The 19,952-nt window shown below is 41.1% G+C and carries 20 protein-coding genes and 1 riboswitch; of the genes, 18 read left to right on the forward strand and 2 right to left on the reverse strand.

Annotation, left to right across the window (positions count from 1 at the left end; translation table 11 throughout):
- Positions 1 to 27: 27 nt before the first annotated feature.
- The 8 genes from BUF11_RS20145 to BUF11_RS20180 all read left to right on the forward strand — a co-directional run bounded on the left by BUF11_RS20145 (position 28) and on the right by BUF11_RS20180 (position 7,373).
- Complete coding sequence (locus tag BUF11_RS20145) at positions 28 to 429, forward strand: response regulator (protein ID WP_073590672.1); 402 nt, start codon at positions 28 to 30, stop codon at positions 427 to 429.
- A gap of 23 nt (positions 430 to 452) precedes the next feature.
- Complete coding sequence (locus tag BUF11_RS20150) at positions 453 to 938, forward strand: chemotaxis protein CheW (RefSeq protein WP_073590673.1); 486 nt, start codon at positions 453 to 455, stop codon at positions 936 to 938.
- Between the two features lie 111 nt (positions 939 to 1,049).
- A complete protein-coding gene (locus tag BUF11_RS20155) occupies positions 1,050 to 2,744 on the forward strand; it encodes a methyl-accepting chemotaxis protein (RefSeq protein WP_073590674.1) in 1,695 nt (564 codons plus the stop codon).
- Positions 2,745 to 2,755: 11 nt separating this feature from the next.
- The gene (locus BUF11_RS20160; protein ID WP_073590675.1) at positions 2,756 to 3,589 is read left to right on the forward strand and encodes a CheR family methyltransferase; all 834 of its coding nucleotides are present in this window, start codon (positions 2,756 to 2,758) and stop codon (positions 3,587 to 3,589) included.
- Complete coding sequence (locus BUF11_RS20165; RefSeq protein WP_073590676.1) at positions 3,582 to 4,604, forward strand: protein-glutamate methylesterase/protein-glutamine glutaminase; 1,023 nt, start codon at positions 3,582 to 3,584, stop codon at positions 4,602 to 4,604. Before BUF11_RS20160 ends, BUF11_RS20165 begins: the two co-directional genes overlap by 8 nt.
- Positions 4,605 to 4,838: 234 nt before the next feature.
- Positions 4,839 to 5,582: an AlkZ-related protein gene (locus BUF11_RS20170; RefSeq protein ID WP_242952431.1), complete on the forward strand. Its 744-nt coding sequence runs from the start codon at positions 4,839 to 4,841 to the stop codon at positions 5,580 to 5,582.
- Positions 5,583 to 5,767: 185 nt separating this feature from the next.
- The gene (locus BUF11_RS20175) at positions 5,768 to 6,262 is read left to right on the forward strand and encodes an RNA polymerase sigma factor (RefSeq protein ID WP_073590773.1); all 495 of its coding nucleotides are present in this window, start codon (positions 5,768 to 5,770) and stop codon (positions 6,260 to 6,262) included.
- Positions 6,246 to 7,373 carry a DUF4825 domain-containing protein gene (locus BUF11_RS20180; RefSeq protein ID WP_073590677.1) on the forward strand — a complete coding sequence of 376 codons (1,128 nt, stop codon included), beginning with the start codon at positions 6,246 to 6,248 and terminating at the stop codon, positions 7,371 to 7,373. Before BUF11_RS20175 ends, BUF11_RS20180 begins: the two co-directional genes overlap by 17 nt.
- Positions 7,374 to 7,429: 56 nt before the next feature.
- Here the strand turns inward: BUF11_RS20180 and BUF11_RS20185 are convergent, their stop codons facing one another.
- Both BUF11_RS20185 and BUF11_RS24520 read right to left on the reverse strand, forming a co-directional pair.
- Positions 7,430 to 9,148 carry a bifunctional diguanylate cyclase/phosphodiesterase gene (locus BUF11_RS20185; protein WP_073590678.1) on the reverse strand — a complete coding sequence of 573 codons (1,719 nt, stop codon included), beginning with the start codon at positions 9,146 to 9,148 and terminating at the stop codon, positions 7,430 to 7,432.
- 73 nt (positions 9,149 to 9,221) lie between these two features.
- Positions 9,222 to 9,305: riboswitch (cyclic di-GMP riboswitch) on the reverse strand.
- Positions 9,306 to 9,469: 164 nt separating this feature from the next.
- Positions 9,470 to 9,616, reverse strand: a complete 147-nt coding sequence (locus BUF11_RS24520) for a hypothetical protein (protein WP_175562116.1) — start codon at positions 9,614 to 9,616, stop codon at positions 9,470 to 9,472.
- Positions 9,617 to 9,726: 110 nt separating this feature from the next.
- Between BUF11_RS24520 and BUF11_RS20190 the strand changes: the two genes are divergently transcribed.
- From BUF11_RS20190 to hypF, 10 genes are all read left to right on the forward strand, one after another.
- Positions 9,727 to 10,692: a helix-turn-helix transcriptional regulator gene (locus BUF11_RS20190; RefSeq protein WP_073590679.1), complete on the forward strand. Its 966-nt coding sequence runs from the start codon at positions 9,727 to 9,729 to the stop codon at positions 10,690 to 10,692.
- A 469-nt stretch (positions 10,693 to 11,161) separates the two neighbouring features.
- Entirely contained in the window at positions 11,162 to 13,072 is a 1,911-nt protein-coding gene (locus tag BUF11_RS20195; protein ID WP_073590680.1) for an NADH-quinone oxidoreductase subunit 5 family protein, read from the forward strand.
- A complete protein-coding gene (locus tag BUF11_RS20200) occupies positions 13,072 to 13,932 on the forward strand; it encodes a respiratory chain complex I subunit 1 family protein (protein WP_073590681.1) in 861 nt (286 codons plus the stop codon). The genes BUF11_RS20195 and BUF11_RS20200 overlap by 1 nt, the downstream gene beginning before the upstream one ends.
- Positions 13,933 to 13,983: 51 nt before the next feature.
- Positions 13,984 to 14,433: an NADH-quinone oxidoreductase subunit B family protein gene (locus tag BUF11_RS20205; protein ID WP_073590682.1), complete on the forward strand. Its 450-nt coding sequence runs from the start codon at positions 13,984 to 13,986 to the stop codon at positions 14,431 to 14,433.
- 174 nt (positions 14,434 to 14,607) lie between these two features.
- A complete protein-coding gene (locus tag BUF11_RS20210) occupies positions 14,608 to 14,955 on the forward strand; it encodes an NADH-quinone oxidoreductase subunit C (protein ID WP_139243472.1) in 348 nt (115 codons plus the stop codon).
- On the forward strand, positions 14,952 to 16,031 hold the full coding sequence (locus tag BUF11_RS20215; RefSeq protein WP_073590683.1) for a hydrogenase large subunit: 1,080 nt from the start codon (positions 14,952 to 14,954) through the stop codon (positions 16,029 to 16,031). Before BUF11_RS20210 ends, BUF11_RS20215 begins: the two co-directional genes overlap by 4 nt.
- Before the next feature lie 113 nt (positions 16,032 to 16,144).
- Positions 16,145 to 16,483, forward strand: a complete 339-nt coding sequence (locus BUF11_RS20220; protein ID WP_073590684.1) for a 4Fe-4S binding protein — start codon at positions 16,145 to 16,147, stop codon at positions 16,481 to 16,483.
- Positions 16,476 to 16,817, forward strand: coding sequence for a hydrogenase maturation nickel metallochaperone HypA (hypA, locus tag BUF11_RS20225; protein ID WP_073590685.1), 342 nt, complete (start codon positions 16,476 to 16,478; stop codon positions 16,815 to 16,817). The genes BUF11_RS20220 and hypA overlap by 8 nt, the downstream gene beginning before the upstream one ends.
- Positions 16,818 to 17,027: 210 nt before the next feature.
- A complete protein-coding gene (gene hypB / locus BUF11_RS20230) occupies positions 17,028 to 17,684 on the forward strand; it encodes a hydrogenase nickel incorporation protein HypB (RefSeq protein ID WP_073590686.1) in 657 nt (218 codons plus the stop codon).
- Entirely contained in the window at positions 17,654 to 19,951 is a 2,298-nt protein-coding gene (gene hypF, locus BUF11_RS20235; protein ID WP_073590687.1) for a carbamoyltransferase HypF, read from the forward strand. The genes hypB and hypF overlap by 31 nt, the downstream gene beginning before the upstream one ends.
- Position 19,952 lies beyond the last annotated feature (1 nt).

The raw sequence follows: 19,952 nt of genomic DNA on the forward strand, positions 1-19,952 counted from the left end.
AGACGAATAAGAAGGAGGTGGCAGGATATGAGAATACTAATTGCTGAGGATGACTTGATAAGCAGAAAATTCTTATATAAATTTTTAAGCAGGTACGGGGAATGCGATCTGGTAGTGGACGGGCTGGAAGCATTGGATGCATTTTTAATGGCAGTACGGGAGAACCAGCATTATGACCTGATCTGTCTTGATATTATGATGCCGAAGGTAGATGGTGTTAAAGTATTAAAATCTATACGGGAACTGGAAGAACAGAAAAATATGCTTCCGGAAAAAAGAGCAAAAATCATTATGACTACGGCACTTGCAGAGACCAAGATAGTTCAGGACGCCATGGATATCGGATGTGATGCTTATGCAGCAAAACCTCTTGATGTTGAAAAAATAGCAAAGGTGTTGGAGGACTTTGGATTTACGAAAGTATCATAAAACAATGGGAAGGAGAGGATGGCATGGATGACGCGCAGAGATTTATAGAGGAAGAGGAGGATACGCAAAAGGACAGGTACTTGACATTCCAGATAGGAAGCGAAGTATATGGGATAGAAATTAAGTATGTGACAGAGATTATCGGAATACAGCCTGTCACAGAGATACCGGAGCTTCCGGCTTACATGAAGGGAATCATCAATCTGCGAGGCAAAATTATACCGGTGATGGATATACGGCTGCGGTTTAAAAAGGCACCCAGGGAATACAATGACAGAACCTGTGTTATCGTAATAGATATTAATGCATTGTCGATCGGACTTATTGTTGACAGCGTAGCAGAAGTGTTGACAATACCGGAAGAAGACATCGTATCCCCTCCTGATGTAAAAAGCGGCGGGAACCGTTTCATGAAAGGGATTGGTAAGGCAGGAAATGAGGTAAAGCTTATATTGGATTGTGAGCATCTGCTTAATGAGCAGGAGCAGGAGAATTTGATAAATATCTAAAAAGCACAGACCGGAAGAAATTAAAAAGAAAGGATGCCACAGTTATATCTTCCGGATGAAAAATAGTGGCAATACCACAGGCCTAGCCTTAAGGTTATTGGTTTACAAAGGATGAAATTTAGAGATTTAAGAATCGCTACAAAGCTTCTTATAGGATTTGTTATAGTTGCAGCCATTGCAGGGGCTGTCGGAGGAGTAGGAATTTACAACCTTTATTCCATGGATAAGAAATACACTTCCCTATATCAGAATTACGGTACGCCATTGGGAAATATCGCAGAGGCCTCTCTGGATTTCCAGCAGATACGTGTTAGTCTTAGAGATCTGCTGTTAGAGGAGGACAATGCGAAGCAAAAGGAATATGTGGAGAAAGCGGAAACTTATCATGGAGAAATGACGAAATCCCTTTCTGTATTTGAAAGCTCTCTTCAGACAGCGGAAGGAAAAGAGGTATTTGCTAATCTGACGGCTGCATTAGATGAATACCAGCCTTTGCAGGAACAGATAATACAATTGGCTCTGGATGGTCAAAAAGAAGACGCCACCGCTTTATTAAAGAAAAATAGCAGTGCGGAATTGGTAGCGGAAATAACAACGGATATCGATAAATTATTCGAGTTAAAAGACGAGGGCGGAAGCAGCTTATCCAAACAATATAGCGCGGATTCCCGGAAGACGATTGATCTTGTAGTTGGCATCGTTGTCGTAGCAGTCTTAATTGCTGTTTTTCTTGGGATTATACTTTCCCGTATAATCAGTAAGCCTATAGTAAATATGGTTGGGGTTGCTGAACGGGTTGCACAGGGAGACCTGGATTTAGAGGTGGAAGCTCGTGGAAAAGACGAGATAGGTATCCTGTCTGAAGCTATACGTAAAATGGTCGATAATCTGAATGGAGTCATGGCAAGCATCAGTACCGCTGCACAGCAGGTTTCCATCGGTTCCTCCCAGCTTTCCGATACAAGCATTGTACTTTCCCAGGGAGCTACCGAGCAGGCCAGTACCATTGAAGAACTGTCTGCATCTGTGGAAGAAATATCTGCACAAATCAAAACCAATGCCGATAATGCCGATAAGGCAAATTCAATTACAGGGCAGACAAAACTTAGTGCGATGGACGGAAATGCCCAGATGCAGGAAATGCTTCGAGCAATGGAGGATATAAACAATGCCTCCATGAACATATCTAAGATTATAAAAGTAATTGATGATATTGCCTTCCAAACTAATATTCTTGCCTTAAATGCGGCGGTAGAAGCAGCAAGAGCAGGGCAGCATGGCAAAGGCTTTGCAGTTGTTGCGGAGGAGGTACGTAATCTGGCGGCCCGTTCAGCTGATGCAGCAAAAGAGACAACGGCCATGATAGAAGGTGCTGTAAAGAAATCTGAAAGCGGAACGAAAATTGCCAATGATACAGCTGCAGCGCTTAAGAAGATTGTAGAAGGTATAGAAAATGTAGCAAGTCTGATCAGTAGTATATCGGTTGCTTCCAATGAGCAGTCCATAGGGATTGAGCAGGTAAATCAGGGTATTATCCAGGTATCGACTGTAATCCAGACGAATTCCTCCACCTCCGAAGAAAGCGCAGCAGCCAGTGAAGAATTGGCAAGCCAGGCAGTATTATTGGAGGATCAGGTGCAGAAATTTAAATTAAAAAATCAGAAGAATTATGATATCCGCAAAGAAGCCGCCAGTTCCGACTTCAGATACGGCCATAATAACAGTTCAAAGAAGATCGACGGAGGACATAACCCGGAAAAAATAAAAAAAATCATATTAAGTGATGAAGAATTTGGGAAATATTAGAGTGGCCTCCTATGGTAGAAATAACAGAAAATGAATTCAGGCAGCTGGCAGATTATATCCACAAATATTGCGGAATTAATCTGAAAAGCGAAAAAAAGGCATTGGTAAACAGCAGATTGCAAAATACACTATACCGGTACAATATGCAAAGCTTTACGGAGTATTTTACATACCTTACACAAAACAGCTCTGAGAGTGAGATTACGGAAATGATTGACAAACTCACGACAAACCATACCTTTTTCATGAGAGAGTCGGAGCATTTCCGGTTTTACGAAAAGGATATCCTGCCGAAACTTAAGAATACCGTAACCGACAGAGACATGCGTATCTGGTGTGCTGCCTGTTCGACGGGAGAGGAAGCCTATACACTTGCTATCTTGAATAATGAATTTTTGGGCAGAGAAAAGCTTTGGTGGGATACGAAGGTACTTGCGACTGATATTTCCGTAAGCGCTCTGGATATTGCCAGAAAAGCTACCTATTCCAAGGAGAATACGGCACCCTTGCCGAATGAATGGAAGAGGGATTATTTTTATATGAAAGAGGATGACCAGTGGGAGGTTAAGGATTTTCTGAAGAAAGAAGTAATCTTTCGCAGATTTAATCTTATGGAGGAAGTATATCCTTTTAAAAAGAAGTTTCATGTGATTTTTTGCAGAAATGTAATGATTTATTTTGATCAGGCAGATAAGGACAAGCTGATTCGGAAACTGCAGGAGAATTTGGCAGAGGGGGGATATCTGTTTATCGGTCATTCGGAAGCTATTAATAAAGAAGACATCGGCCTTCAGTATGTTATGCCTTCCGTATACCGGAAAACAAAACAGAGGATTTATGGTTAGAGATAAAATAAAGGTATTGGTTGTAGATGACAGTATTGTATTTCGGGAAGCAATCATACGTGGAATCAGGCAGGACAGGCAAATAGAAGTAGTGGCAGGAGCAGAGGATCCCTTTATGGCGAGGGACAAAATCATTGAATTCGAGCCGGATGTCATGATTTGCGATGTGGAAATGCCAAGAATGAATGGTATTGAATTTATTCGAAGGCTGCTTCCGCAGTATCCGCTGCCAGTAATTGTAATAAGCGGAAGGAGCAATGCGGTCTTTGAAGCAATGGATGCCGGTGCGGTGGACTTTATTTCCAAGCCGGAAGAGAAGACTTCCTCTGCCATGCAGCTGTTTTACCTGGATCTGATTACAAAGATTAAGATGGCAGCAGCAGCGAAGGTCGTTGAACAGAAGGAAATGTCAGGGGACGGTCTTCCCGCAGACATGGAATTTCCGCTTGGAAAAATAATTGCTATGGGCGCCTCTACCGGAGGGACAGAAGCTCTTTATCAGATATTAAAGCAGTTGCCGGTCGGCATACCTGGCATCGTGATAACACAGCATATACCGCCTGTGTTTTCGGGTATGTTCGCAAGAAGACTAAACACCCAGACTTCACTTGAGGTAAAGGAAGCAGAATCCGGAGATGTCATACGAAAAGGGCGTGTCCTTTTAGCACCCGGGGACCGGCATATGAGGATCAAAAGAGCAAAAGAGGGCTATATAGCAGAAGTATTTGAAGCAGAAAAGGTTAATGGGCATTGCCCTTCCATTGATGTGCTGTTTGATTCCATAGCAAAAGAAGCCGGTAAAAATGCCGTGGGAATCATTCTGACGGGCATGGGATATGACGGTGCCAGAGGTCTTTTGTCTATGCGAAGAAAAGGCGCCAGGACTATCGGGCAGGATGAAAAAACCTCTGTTGTATATGGAATGCCCAAGGTTGCCTACGATATCGGAGCGGTAGAAAGGCAGGCGGCATTGCAGGCCATACCGAAGGTATTGGCAGATATACTGCTGGAATAGTATTAGTTGGGAGCTGTTGCATTTGGATTAATTTTGCAGCAGCTCCTTTCACGTTATACAGGGCAAATGTATGAAGGAGACCTTTGGAAGTGTACGATGTTTTTCGTTTATATTTATTCATTTCTTATATGATTGCAAAGTGGTTCCGGGTTCTGTTAGGTTGAAAAATAAATTTTTCAACTACGTATTCAGGAATATCAAATTAAAAATTTGATATTGACGAAAGAGGTTAAAATGAAGAAAATAAAACTGGTATGGCAGGAATATAACATTGGAATGAAAGGGGAAAGATATATGCTGGCTACTATTTATAATTTTCAGGACTTTAAAGAGAATCTTTATAAGGCAGGGATGAGTACAGGAGGAGTGAATAATGAGGGAGTGTTTTCACTTTGTGATTATTACGGGGATACCATACAGTGGCATACAGAGGATGCAGATACCGATCCATGGGAATGGAGAATGAGAGTATTAAATGAGGAAACCGATATTGCCTATGGCAAGTTCTTCTTTAAAAAGAGCGGTTATATAACCAGGGAATGGTATCCTTACTTTTATGCAGTCAGAAGAGGGGACAGGGAGTTGGAAGAGGAATATGAGAATGGGAATATCAGCCTCTTTGCCAGAAAGATTTACCGGCTGCTTACAGAATACAAGGAGCTGCCTCTTCACCTGATAAAGCAGTATGGAGGTTTTAGCGCAGAGGATAAGGCAAGGTTTGATGCAGCCATGACGGAGCTTCAGATGAAATTCTACATTACCATGTGCGGCAGGGCCAGAAAGACATCAAAGGCAGGGGAAGAATATGGCTGGTCTTCTACGGTTTTCTGCCTGACAGAGGACTTTTTTGGTAAAGAGATTATAAAAGAAGCTCTGAAGATAAAACCGGATGATGCATATGAAAAGATATATCAGTGGATTAATCGGCTCAATGCAGGAGCGAATCCTAAAAAGGTCAGTAAATTTATCAAAGGTTAAAATCTGATGTAGAAAAGTTCCATTATGATGCGCCGGGGAAGTTGTCACTGCGTGACGGCGCATCAGCGCCAGAGTCTGGCTTGCCAGACTCTTTCTTGTTTTTATTATAATTGTTGTAACGAAATAAGAAATGGCAAGTCTAATCTATGTAACAGGAAGAAACGAGGTGATAAAAAGTGGAGAATATGGACTTTGACCGGATATATAAGGAGCACTTTAAGACGGTGTACGCCTATATCCTTGGCTTATGTGCCAGTCAGTCCGTTGCGGAAGAGATAACCCAGGAGACTTTTTATAAGGCATTAAAAAATATAGGACGTTTTCGGGGAGAATCCAGAATCAGTACCTGGCTGTGCCAGATTGCAAAGAACAGCTACTATACCTATTGCAAAAAGCAAAGGGCAGAATCAGTAGAAGAGTGGGAGCAGGTACCGGATGACAGGGATTTTGTTATACGGCTTGAGGACAAAGAGATGGTGTTTACGATTCATAAACATCTGCATAATATGGAAGAACCTTATAAAGAGGTATTTTCCTTAAGGATTTTCGGAGAACTGTCTTTTTTACAGATAGCAGAATTATTTAATAAGACCGAAAGCTGGGCAAGAGTCACTTTTTATCGCAGCAAGAAAATGATTAGAGCATTAATGGAGGAAATGGAAAATGGAAAAGACCTGTGATATTATAAAAGACTTGCTGCCTCTTTATATAGATGGTGTATGCAGTGAAGACAGTAAAAGGGCGGTGGAAGAGCATATAGAAGGGTGTGAAAGCTGTAAAAGGGAGCTGGAAAGTTATAAAGGAGAGATATCCGCAGTGGACAGACAGGAAGAAGAAGTCATTAAAAAAATCTCGTCCCGCTGGAAAAGGTCAAAAACCAAAGCCTTATTAACTGGTATCCTGGCAATGGCAGTTGTTATTGTATTTGGAATATCAGCCCTGCTTTATTCGGTCACAACCAGAGCTGTGAAAGATAGTGAAGTAACCGTGGAGGATTTGAGTATGCTGTCGAATTCCAATGTCTATTTTGCCTTAAAGGTTTCGGATGCCATTCACGCAAAAGGTGTAAGCTGGTTTGAGGAAAAAGGGGATATTTATATTACACTTAAGACGGATAAGCTGCGGCTTAAGAATACGAAAACAGCAGAAAACAGCTTTGCAGAAAATACGGACGATTACAGCCGCTGGGAATTCGACACGAAGATGAGCGGTATTAAAAATATATACTTGTATGAAGGATTAAAGGGATATGAAGACGGGAAGTCTGCAAAGACCTTAATCTGGAGCAGCGGTATGAATCTTTCGGCGGCAAAAACGGAAGCGGAGGTCTGGATAAGAACCTATCACCCGTGGGGAAACACAGAACCCGGCTTATTGGCAAATACCCTGTATGAGCATAAGAATCCCTATGTGGGTAATATGTCTGCCAATGGCAGGATAGTAGCAGATCTTAAAGTGGGAAGGGTACTTGGGAACTTTAAGAATGAACTGCAGACAAAGAAAGAGCCTTATGGCTACACTCTGCTGTTTGAAGAAAGTATAAAGGACAAAGAGCAGGACAATTTTGACAGTACTATGAAAAAGTATGCCTTTTGCATGCTGGCATTGATAGAAAATTTAAGTGAGGTAAGCTGGAAGTATACACTGATAGAGGATGGAAAAGAAAGAGCAGTAACACAGAGCATTACAAAAGAAGAAGCTTCAAAGATTCTCGGAAACAATATCAAAAGTTATGGGGCCTCTGCGGCAGATGTACAAAATCTCTTATATACCGTAGGAATAGAACAGTAGCTTTAAGCTGGTGCCGCAGGAAAGAACACATGTGGACACCAGCTTGCTTTCTATGGTTAGGTAAGACCAGCATACTTTTCAAACGTAATAACAGGCAGCGGCGGTGAATAAAAATATCCCTGTGCAATCTCACAACCAGACCTGTATAAGAATTCTGCCTGGCTGAAGTTCTCAACACCTTCTGCAACTACTTCAATGCCAAGGCTTCTTGCTAAAGCAATCGTATATTCAAGGACAGTTTCTTCCTTGCGGTTCTCCCCAGTTCCGGCAAGGAAGGCTTTGTCCATCTTCAGGATATCCAATGGAATATCCTTTAGACAATTTAGGGTAGAATACCCGGTACCGAAATCATCTAAGGAAAGCTTGAAACCCTTATCTTTTAAGGTGTACAGCTTAGTCTGCAAGTCCCCCTTATAATTAAAGAAAGCAGATTCTGTAATTTCAAGTTCAATGCACGTAGGAGGCACATGGTACCTTTCCGAAAGATAAATCAGTTTTTCTACAAAATCAGAGTTACCAAAATGTACACGTGATACATTAACCGATATTGGTATAACCGGGTAGTTTTCTTTTATCCAACCAGCAATTGTTCGAAATGCTTTTTCCCAGATATAATAATCAAGTTTGACAATAAAACCATTCTTCTCAAAAAGATGGATGAAATTGTCCGGTGTGATTAATCCTTTTTCGGGATGATTCCAGCGCACCAATGCTTCTGCACCAACGATTTCCGTCGTTGGGATAGACATCTTGGGCTGCAGATACATTTCAAACTGGTGATTTTTCAAAGCAGACATCATTTCATTTTCGATATCGGTATCTTCCAGGTTGCGCTTTCTTAAGGAATCCTCATAAAATGCAAGAGTCTTTAATACATCATGCTTTATGGATTTCTTTGTCAGATTGGCACGTTCGCATAATACAGATATTGGCATATCAGCATGATCGACCCGGCAGACCCCTATGGAAAAAGCAATCTCCATCTTTAACGGATACTTTTTCATACGCTGCTTCAAAACAAAAGCAAAATCATAGATTTCGGAGTCATTCCTGTATTCAGTAAACACAGCAAAATTATCTGCATATAATCTGCAGCATGCATAACAGCTGGATTTGTTGGAAGACAAGATACTTCCGATATATTTTAATACACTATCCCCCTCTTTGTTACCATACAAATCGTTGATAACACTAAAACGTTTTACATCAAGCACAATTACTGCGAATTTTTTGCCAGGATAATTCGCGCGAATACGTTTTGTTCTGGCTTCGAACTTGTTGAAGGAAGGAAGACCCAAGGCTTGTCCTTTGAAAAAATCTATTCCTTTCAATGGGTTTGCAACCATTTCCTTAGAAATATCCTGTGCGGTTCCGAGAACCCTTGTCAGTTTATTCTCTGCATCAAAGTAACATTTTTTCTTACAGCGAATCCAGACATATTCACCCTTTTCGTTCCTTCTGCGGAAAGTTAAGGATACGGAAGCACCTTTTGGGCTGCAAGCTCTTATAAAATCTTTGAATTTGGAGATATCATTTGGATGTATGTACTTTGTTTCAAGAAGACATTTTAATATGTTTTTCTTATTGCATACGGATATCCCTGCCGACTCAATAAAATTATCAGACACATAGAGCTTATCATCCACAAAATTCATGTCAAAAATAATTAGGTTTGTCTGCTCAGCTATAACACTGTACCGCTCGCACATATCGTCAAAAACGGTACTCTTGGGTATCTTGTGGACACTGTTGATACTGCTGCCTCTTTTGCTCATTAAAACCCCTCACTTTTCAAATCACAAGTGGATCAGCCTCTTATATTATTTTTGACTATATTTCACAGGAAATAATTGCAACTGGCTGCCATACCTGTAAGGCTTAGGCCCTGTAGCTTTGCGTCACTGCCTTTAGGCAGTTATGCTCATCCTCTTTAGTTATTAAGTTAAGAACATATGAATCTTTTAAAATATTTCATATTATGGGTGCGTACCCTCTGCCGAAATACATAAAAGCCAGGTCATCAAATTATATGTGTCTCGGCAGAGCCAAAAAATTTGTAACCTTTTCCAGGATATGCTATAATACATTATGGATAACTATCTTGTTTCTAAGAGCCAGTTAAATCCAGGCTCTCCTAAAGTTGTTATTAAGCCTGTACTTCTGGTTGGCGTAGCTATGCTTGAAACAGTGGCAAGAACCAATAATAATGCAATAATATAACGTACCTTTGTAAATTTCTTCATGTTATACCCTCCTTTCAGATAGAAATTTATTGATGATTAGATTATAGCATTGTATTTTTTTCATATAAATGGACACTTATGTCCATCGAAAGAAAAGGCGGACAAGACATATGAGTTATGAGCATTTTGGTGTATTCCTGCGGGAACTAAGAGAATCCAGAAATTTAACAAGGGAGCAGCTGGCGAAGGATATCTGTACTCCGAAACAGATTTACCGTATTGAAAAGGGAGACTTTGAGCCTTCCCTTTACTTACTGAACCAGTTATCTATCAAATTTAATATGGATTTGAATGAATATTTCAAAATGTATTTTTCCGTAAATACAATTATCGGATTTGAGGGTATCCAGGCATTAAATAATGCTATTGCAAAAGGAGATATGGGATTAATCAAGAGCTTGGCCGAGAAGTATGAAAAGCATAAGGATTTCAAGAAAGGTGAGAATTTACAGCATATTTATTATGCAAAGGCTATCTGCGCTGCCTTTGAAGAGAACTATACTTCTTCCTTAAACCATTGTCTTAAAGGTATTATGATAGAAAATCCATCCTTTACTCTGGATAGCATTAGAAAAAGTACATATTCCAATGTTGGATTATCAATTATAAGCTGTATGGGTTTGGATTATATTTCGCTTAATAGGGAAGATATTGGACTTAAAATATTATTTGATTTACTGTATACTTTGGAAAACTACGTTTTGTCATCACCCTATCCGATGTATCAGGCATCTCAGTTTTCAAAAAAGATTTACCAAAATACTCTCAATAATTTAAGCTATCAGCTTCTCAATGAGGAAAAGTATGAAAAAGCCGAGGAACTCATTGAAAAAGGTATTGATTTTTCCATTCAGGAGAACAGCTTAAGATTTTTACCGGGTTTGTTTTTTATGAAATTTAAACTTCTTTATAAACAAGGATATTTTGAAAAAGCAAAAGAGATATACGCCCAGATGCGCTGTCTCTATACAATAACCAAGCAGACAATGGTACTGGAAGAAATGGATAATTCCATAAAGGAAGATTATCCGGAGATTTTTAAAGATACTGGCACGGACACAAACACCGATAACTGATTTTGACTACAAAGGCCTTTGGATGGATTGCATAGAGCATCTGTCAGGAGGTCTTTTTTGGAGATATTTCCATTAATAGTTAATTCAAAGGACTAAGGCAGCAAAAAAACATTGTTAATATTTTATTTTGTATTTTTTGTAATACATTGGTGGCTGTCATCAATTGAAGATGTATTGTCAATAATACGTATATAAATGCAAAACTAACCTCATCATACGATGGAACTGTCTATACAATATACGAATAAATCTTGTTAAAATTTAAACAATTAGACAAAAAATTCTTTCTAAAATCAGAAAATTTTATACAAAAAGTAAACAATAGCTTTGCATTGTAAACTATTTAGGTGTATAATTAGACATAATCACGTATAATGTGATGAATAAAAGGATAGTTGTTTAAAAGGCAGTCTTAAAAGACTGCATTTCTTATGACATGCCTTAAAAAAATGACGACAAGGTGACAAATATGAACTTAATAACCACACTCATTTTATTTCCATTGGCAATAGCTGTTTTAACCTTTCTTATCAGAAATGATAAAATCAGAGGCGCTATTGTTACTATTGGGGCAGCCTGTATTGCCCTCTTAGCCGTACTGGTGACTGTTACGTATTTTCAGAACGGCATTACCTTCTCTTATCAGGGAGAGGAAGCAATCTCATACCTCATAATGGTTTTAGAAGTCCTTATAGCAGGCTACGTTATCACAATAGGTATAAGGGACAAGAAGTACATTGTATCTGTATTTTCAATTATCCAGACCCCCCTTATTTTATGGTTTGAATTAGCCAGAGGACATGAAATAGAGGTTGCAAAAGACATGGTGTATGATAAGCTGTCCGGAATTATGGTGCTTATCGTAGGTATTATCGGAAGCCTTATCTGCATTTATGCAGTTGGGTATATGAGGGATTACCACCACCATCATAAAGAATATGCCGAAAGAAAATCCTTTTTCTTGTCCGTATTATTCTTATTCTTATCAGCCATGTTCGGGCTTGTATTAAGCAATAACATGACCTGGCTGTATTTTTGCTGGGAGATTACATCTCTTTGTTCTTTCCTGCTTATCGGCTATACGAAAACAGAAGAAGCAAAGAGAAATTCTTATCGTGCGTTGGCAATTAATCTAGGCGGCGGTGTCGCTTTTGCCTTTGCCATCGTATTTATTGGAATCCATTACAAGACATTGGAACTGTCCGTGCTGACCTCCATGCAGCCGGAAGCCGCGGTCATGATACCGGTATTTTTACTTGCTCTGGCGGCCCTTACAAAGTCTGCGCAGTTCCCGTTCTCTTCCTGGCTTCTTGGAGCCATGGTAGCACCCACGCCTTCTTCTGCTCTGCTTCATTCAGCAACCATGGTTAAGGCCGGTGTTTACCTGATTATCAGACTGGCACCTTTACTTGGAAATTCACCGGTTGGAATTGCTGTTACAGGAATCGGATGTGTAACCTTCCTTCTTAGCTCTTTAGCAGCAGTAACACAGAGTGACGGCAAGAAGATTCTTGCCTACTCTACCGTAGCAAACTTAGGTCTTATCGTAATCTGTGCAAGCATTGGCAGCCAGGAGGCTTTATGGGCAGCCATCCTTTTGATCATATTCCATGCTTCCTCCAAGTCCCTGATGTTCCTTTGCGTAGGATCGATTGAACACCAGATAGGAAGCCGTGACGTAGAAGATATGGCCGTTTTGGCAGAGGTGTCCAGAAAGTTGAACCTGTTTATGTTTATCGGTATTGCCGGTATGTTCTTAGCACCCTTTGGGATGCTGATTTCCAAATGGGTAGCAATGAAAGCATTTATTGATTCCAAGCATATATTATCCGTTGTAGTAATTGCTTACGGAAGTGCCGTTACCCTGTTCTACTGGGCAAAGTGGATGGGTAAGCTGGTTTCCGGTTCCAATAAGAAACAAAAAAATGACCACAAGCTTTCCATTCACGAAGAGATACCTATTACAATCCATGCAATTCTTGTAATAGTATCCTGTTTTGCATTTCCTTTTATATCGGATTATGCTCTGATTCCTTACCTTACAGAGCTTTTTGGTAAAGATGCCGTGATACCCATTGGCACCAGCGATGTGAATCTGATGATTATGATGTTAGCCATGCTAATTATCATTCCGATTAGCTTTATTCCGATTTACAAGAAAGATAAGAGACGTATTGTACCGATTTATATGGCAGGTGAAAATACCGGAGATAACGAGACCTTCTATGGAGGCCTGGGAGAGAAGCGCAAGGCCACGATGCGTAACTGGTACCTTACCGAGTATTTTGACAGTAAGAAGATGCTTTATATAGGAAATATCATTGCTGTTCTTATTTTAGTACTTGGCATAATACTTCTAATTGGAGGGCTTGCAAAATAATGTTAATTATCAAAATTTTAGCCATAATAATATTAACGCCTATTGTAGGCGGATTGCTTACCGGGATAGACCGGGTAATAACTGCAAGAATGCAGGGCAGACAGGGTCCGCCGATACTGCAGCCTTTTTATGATGTGTTTAAGCTGATACAAAAGGAACCGATAGAAGTTAATCTGATGCACCGGTTTTACGTATACCTGTCCCTTATTTTTGTTATATTGACCGCTGTTATACTTTTAGTTGGTGGGGATATCCTGTTGGCGGTGTTTGCATTAACTCTTGGCTCTGTTCTCTTTATCCTGGGAGGCTATGCTTCCAATTCACCTTACAGTCTGGTGGGTTCCGAAAGAGAGCTGTTGCAGATGATGGCCTATGAGCCGATGGTGCTTCTTACCGGTATCGGTTTTTATCTTGCAGATAAGAGCTTCTTTGTCAGCGATATTGTAAAAAATGATATTCCGGCAATTGTATATCTGCCGGGTATGTTCCTTGGATTTGTATTTATACTGACCTTTAAGTTAAGAAAATCACCCTTTGACTTTAGTATGTCCCATCACGGTCATCAGGAAATTGTACAGGGTATTACGACAGAATATTCCGGCAAGGATCTGGCAGTAATAGAAGTTACGCACTGGTATGAGGAAATCATAGCATTTACGTTTATCTTCCTTTTCTTTGCCACGAAAAATCCAATCAGCATTCTGGTTGGCATTATTGCCTGCTTTTTGGTATATTTCCTGGAGATTTTAATTGATAACGGATTTGCCAGAATGAAATGGAACTTTGCATTAAAGTCAGCATGGATTGTAACCGCTGTTTTAGGTTCTTTGAATTTAATCATACTGTCCTATTTTAAATAATATATCAGACAAACAGCAGAATAGATATTGCTGCTAAAAAGAGAGGTTCTTATGAATTTTGTCAAGAAATCACCGTGGATATTACATTATGACGGTTCCAGCTGCAATGGCTGTGATATCGAAGTACTTGCCTGTCTTACACCTCTGTATGATGTGGAGAGATTTGGCATTATAAATACAGGCAATCCGAAGCATGCGGATATCCTTTTGATTACGGGAAGCGTCAATGAGCAGAATATACCTATTGTAAAACAGCTCTATGAGCAGATGCCGGAACCTAAGGTGGTAGTAGCCGTAGGTATCTGTGCGACCTCAGGAGGAATCTTTGCCGATTGCTATAATATTGTCGGCGGCGTAGACAAAGTACTGCCTGTTGATGTATATGTACCCGGCTGTGCTGCCCGTCCCGAATCCATTATTGACGGGGTTGTGAAGGCTCTGGCCGTTCTGGAAGAGAAGCAGAAGGCGCTTTCTAAGAAGAAATCAGCCGTTAAAAAGTAAAAGAAGTTTCAAATCTTTCGTTTGACAGTTTGTGTCTGCGCTGCGACCACAAGCTTGGAATATGTAAAAGGCAGTGCAGAAATGAAGGTGAAGGTTGAAAGATTACATTTTTTCAACCGGAGATTTGTGCTGCGCACAAAGTCTCCAGACTTTGAAAGGAGCATGGTTATAATTATGGAACAAAATATAAAAGTGATACAGACAGGAGAGCTTCTTTCCCATGCTGTTTCGTTAAATCATGAAGGATACCGTCTTGTGGCTATATCTGCTACAGCAAAAGAAGGAATAGAACTTACTTATTCTTTTGATAAGGAATATGACTTTATTAATCTTAGACTGGAAATTGATGCAGACACGGAAGTTGACAGTATCAGCCCGCTTTATTCCTATGCTTTTCTTTATGAAAATGAAATCAAGGAATTATTCGGTGCAAAGATAAGAAATATTACTCTTGATTTTAATAATCAGTTATATAGAATACCGATAGAAACACCATTTGCGAAGAAGGAGGAGAAGGCATGAGCGAACGTACAGTAATCCCCTTTGGGCCGCAGCATCCGGTATTGCCGGAACCGATTCACCTGGATTTGGTGCTGGAGGATGAAACAGTTGTGGAAGCAATTCCGCAGATTGGATACATTCACAGAGGACTTGAGAAGCTGGTAGAGAAGAAAGACTTCCAGCAATACACTTATGTAGCAGAGAGAATCTGCGGGATCTGTTCTTTTATGCATGGAATGGGCTATTGCATGTCCATTGAAAGCATCATGGATGTTAAGATTCCGGACAGGGCCGACTATCTAAGAACTATCTGGGCAGAACTTTCCAGAATGCACAGTCATCTTTTATGGCTTGGACTTTTGGCAGATGCCTTTGGCTTTGAAAGCCTTTTCATGCATTCCTGGCGTTTAAGGGAGCGAGTGCTTGATATCTTCGAAGAAACCACCGGAGGCAGAGTTATTTTTTCCGTATGCGATATCGGCGGCGTCAGAAAAGATATAAGCAGCGAGACATTAAAGAAAATCAATGAATCAATGGATATTATCGAGAAGGAACTTACGGAGCTTACAGCCGTGTTCTTTAAAGATTCTTCTGTAAAATACCGTACCAAGGGCGTGGGCGTACTTTCAAAGCAGCTGGCCCATGATTTGGGAGCGGTAGGACCTATGGCAAAAGCCAGCGGCCTTCCCTTTGATATGAGAACACAGGGGTATGCAGCTTATAAATATTTGAAGTTTGAACCCATCATTGATACAGACGGTGATTCTTATGCCAGGACCACTGTACGTATTAAGGAAATATTCCAGTCCATTGACCTGATAAGACAGGCAATCAGCCTGATTCCGGAAGGTGAAATAAAAACGAAGGTAGTGGGAAATCCCAATGGTGAATATTTCACCAGAGTGGAACAGCCGAGAGGAGAGGTAATATATTATGCAAAAGCAAACGGTACGAAATTCCTTGACAGAGTGAGAGTCAGAACACCGACGTTTGCCAATGTACCCGCACTTTTGGAGACCTTAAAGGGCTGTTCTTTAGCAGATGTACCAATTCTTATCCTAACAATTGATCCCTGCATAAGCTGTACGGAGAGATAGTTTGAAAGTTTGAATAGTAATTTTTATTTTTGATTTATGGCAGTTTCGCAAGTAACTTGCGAGATGTATGGGAGTTAAAAGATAAGTAACAAACCAGAATGGAGTGAAACGATATGGCCATACTTAATATGTCAAAAACCCTGTTTAAGAGCTTATTTCATGGTCCTTACACAACGCTTTATCCTTTAAAGGAAAAGGATAAATATGAGCGTACCAGGGGAAAGATAGAGATTGATATGCCGCAGTGTATTTATTGCGGTATGTGCCAAAGACGCTGTCCTACGGGGGCAATCCAGGTCGATAAGGCTTCTGTTTCCTGGGGGATCGACAGGTTAAAGTGCATCCAGTGCGGTTATTGCAGCGAGGTATGCCCTAAGAAATGCCTGTCCATGGATAATCATTACACAACACCATCCTATGGTGAATCAAAGGATAAGTTTACCAATGCATGAGTATCCTATTACCCAGCACATAATTGAGATGGCTGAAAAGTATGCAAAAGAGCAGGGTGCCTCTTCTGTTGAAGCCATTAATCTGGTGGTGGGAGACTATTCCGGTTATGTAGGGGAGTCTATCAACCTGTACTTTGATATCATAGCAGAAGGGACCCTTTGTGAAAGGGCAAAGCTTAATATTGAAAGGGTAAAACCAAAATTAAAATGCACTTCCTGTGGGGAATATTTTGAAAGACGTCCTTTTTCCTTTGAATGTCCTTATTGTAAAGGAGAGGGAGAGCCTACAGAGATTGGGAAGGAATTCTATTTAAAATCTATTGAGATTAAATAACGAGACTTCATAGAGGTGCGGCTGGGATGCTTGTGTTTTCCGGCAGCACCCATTGCATTTGTATGATAAATAAAAAAGCATTATCGCAGGCAGGCTTGCGGTATGCATAAGCTTATATAAGAAAGGCGGCTTTGGTTGAAAAATAAATTTTTCAACTACCAATTATGGAATATCCAATCAAAGATTGGATATTCAGGAAAGAGGTTTAGCATGGAAGAGACAAAAGAAATCGAAATTATGGAAGCTGTGTACGATAAAAATGACGAAGTAGCGGCACAGACAAAGGATAGCTTTACGAAAAAAGGAATCTTTGCCGTGAATGTAATGGGAGCGCCCGGTGTTGGCAAGACTTCCTCACTGGTACAGATAATCAAGGGGCTTTCCGGTATCACTTCCTATGTCATTGAGGGAGATATTGAAGCAGACTTTGATACGAAGCTTTTACAGTCTCTGGGTGTTGATGCCATCCAGATTAATACAGGCGGTGCCTGCCATTTGGATTCTCCTCTTATTGAAAAGGCAGCAGGAGAGTTGCCTCTGAAACCCGGTGTACTCTTCATTGAGAATATCGGAAATCTTGTATGCCCTGCGGAATTCCAGATTGGAGAGCATGTGAAAATGCTGATTTCAACTGTTACCGAAGGCAGTGATAAGCCATATAAATATCCTTTGGCTTTTGAAAAGGCAGATATTATATTGCTGAATAAATGCGACCTGATACCCTATGTGGATTTTGATGAGGAATTCTTCTTAAAAGGCGTCCGCGCCCAGAATAAGACAGCTCCCGTTATCAAAGTATCTGCAAAAAGCGGAGAAGGCTATGAGGAAGTAGTGAAGTGGATAAAGGAAAAAAAGGAAACGTTATAAAGCGTTATCTGATATATGGTCTGGTACAGGGGGTGGGTTTCCGCCCTTTTGTATATTCTCTGGCGGTGCGGCTGGGAGTGGATGGAAGTGTATGTAACCTCGGCGGAATTGTCGAGATCATAGCAAAAGCGCCAGGGGAAGTTCTTAATGCATTTTTAGGTGAACTTAAGGATAATAAGGGCAAGGACTATGAAATTCATGCTGTGGAAGAAGAGGATATTACAGAGGAGAGGTTTTTAACGGAAGGAAATAAAGAGGGTTTTATTATAAAATCCAGCGCAGAAAGCCTTCATACTTTTTCTTTAACGCCTGATATCGGACTTTGCGATAAGTGTGCCAAAGAGGTGCTAGAAAAAGGAAACCGAAGATATCATCATCCCTTTATCAGTTGTGCCGCCTGCGGGCCCAGATATACTATATTAGAGCAAACGCCCTATGACAGGCAGACCACAGTAATGAGGGAGTTTCCCATGTGTAAAACCTGCGAGGGGGAATACACCTCCAAGGAAGACAGGCGTTTTCATGCGGAAACCATCTCCTGCAAAGCTTGCGGCCCTTATCTTTTATGGAAGGACAAAAAGGGCGGCAGGTCTTCGGACAACCCATGCTCTACCAAAGGGGAAGATGCCTTTAGGGAGGCTCTGACAGCACTGAAAAATGGCGGAATTATTGCAGTGAAAGGAATCGGCGGTTATCATTATGTCTGCACGCCCTTTTCACCTGAGACTGTAAAACGGCTTAGGCTCTTAAAGGGAAGGGAAAAGAAGCCCTTTGCCCTGTGCTTTCCGGATATCAATACGGTTAAGGAATATGCCAAGGTTTCAATGGAAGAAGAAAAGCTTCTCCTTGACAAGGCAAAGCCCATTGTACTGCTTTATGAGAAGAGGCGCAAAATGGCAGAGGAAGTCAGCGAAGAGAGCATTTACCTTGGTGCCTTTCTTCCCTATACGCCCATTCAATTGCTTTTGACGAAAGAGCTTGGACCGCTGATTATGACCAGTGCCAATGAGTCGGGCAAGCCTATCATAAGACAGGATGAAGAGATGTTAGGCGTAGAAAGCGGGTATCTGGACGGCATCTTGTATCACCAAAGAAAAATTCTCCGCTCTGTTGATGACTCTGTAGTAAGGATAACAATGGGAAAACCGCAGATGATACGAAGAAGCAGGGGGTATGTGCCTTCTCCTCTTTTGATGGAAAAGAGCGGGGCGGATATCTTTTGTGCCGGCGGGGATCTAAAGGCTGCTTTTTGCTTTTATAAGGAGGGAAGAGCGGTACTTTCCCAGTATTTCGGGGACTTAGAAGAGTATGATATCCTAAAGGAGTATGAGAACTCTTATAAGGATTTAAAAAAGCTCTTTTCAGCAGAACCAAAGCTTGCAGTCTGCGATATGCATCCCGGCTATTTCTCCGCTGAATTTGCCAGAAGCCTAAAGCTTCCCCTGTTACAGGTGCAGCACCATCATGCCCATATTGCTTCAGTCATGGCAGAACACCGCCTAAAGGGCAAGGTACTGGGGATTGCCTTTGACGGCACCGGTTATGGTACGGACGGGAATATCTGGGGCAGCGAGTTCTTAATCTGTGAAGGCGGAGACTTTACAAGAGCGGGACATTTGCGTTATACTTCCCTGATAGGAGGGGATGCTTCCTTAAAGGATGTGAAAAAGATTGCTCTGTGCTATCTGTTACAGGAAGGCCTTGAGAAGGCACTGCCGGACGAGAGGACACCCCTTATAAGAGCAGCATTGAAATGCAATACCAATACCTATCTTACCTCCAGTATGGGAAGGCTCTTTGACGGAGTATCCGCCCTTCTTGGTATCTGTATGGAAAACCGTTATGAAGCAGAGGCGGCCATTTTACTGGAACAGGAGGCAAGAAAGGCCCTTATAAATGGAGCAGAACCTGTCAGCCTCCAATTTGCAATCAAAAAAGAAGAGGAAATGTATCTTTTGGACCCGGCACCTGTTTTAAAGAGCCTGGTACAGTTAAAAGAAACAGAAGGAACAGGGGCTCTGGCTCTTGGTTTTCACTATGCGGTTGCGGAAGCGGTCCTTACTTTATGTAAAGAAATAAATAGAAATCAGAATATAAATGACATCGCACTAAGCGGCGGAGTGTTTGGAAATACGCTGCTTTTAGAGAAGGTCAAGGCGCTGCTGACAGAAAGCGGTTTTAATGTTTACCGCAATGAGTCAGTTCCCCCGGGAGATGGCTGTATCAGCCTGGGGCAGGCGTTTATCGGATTAGAAAGGGATGTATGAG

It is taken from the genome of Anaerocolumna xylanovorans DSM 12503 (assembly GCF_900143645.1).
GTDB classification, from domain to species: Bacteria; Bacillota; Clostridia; order Lachnospirales; family Lachnospiraceae; genus Anaerocolumna; species Anaerocolumna xylanovorans.